At 25.5% G+C, this 486-nt stretch carries 1 protein-coding gene; it reads left to right on the top strand.

Annotation, left to right across the window (positions count from 1 at the left end):
• Positions 1-18: 18 nt before the first annotated feature.
• Positions 19-486: flagellar hook-length control protein FliK (locus K0040_RS20050; RefSeq protein WP_228110446.1), on the top strand; the 468-nt coding region annotated here is incomplete at its 3' end.

Genomic DNA, 486 nt, shown 5'->3' with positions numbered 1-486 from the left:
ATAGAAAATTTAGACATAATGAAGTTAAGAGAACTTTTAGAAAATAATGCGGATGAAGATATTGAAGTAATTAGTAAAACTACAGAAAATGATATTAAAAGTATAGATTTGTATAGTTTTGATAGTAATAGAATGGATAATCTTAACTCAAATAAACAAAGAGATGATAGTTCTGATATTTTGGAAAAACTAGCAGGGGTCAATGGAAATAAGAGTGGGAATTTTAGTCAAGTAATAAATAAAAGCGTTGATATGAATAAAATTAAAAATGATAATGTCAATTTAAAACAGATAGAATCAAATGTAATGGATGACTCTATAAAAGCTATTAAGCATATGAAAACAAATGATATACAAGAATTGACAATTAAATTAAGACCAAAAGAATTAGGAGATATGAACATACAATTGTTAAAAGATGGTGAAAGTATGAGAGCTGTTGTGACTGTTTTCAATAAAGACGTCTTTGACTCTATAAATAAAAAC

Source organism: Terrisporobacter petrolearius, assembly GCF_020748185.1.
Lineage (GTDB): Bacteria > Bacillota > Clostridia > Peptostreptococcales > Peptostreptococcaceae > Terrisporobacter > Terrisporobacter petrolearius.
The sequence above is the reverse complement of the archived record's forward strand: the minus strand, read 5'-3'. Positions and strand labels throughout refer to the sequence as shown.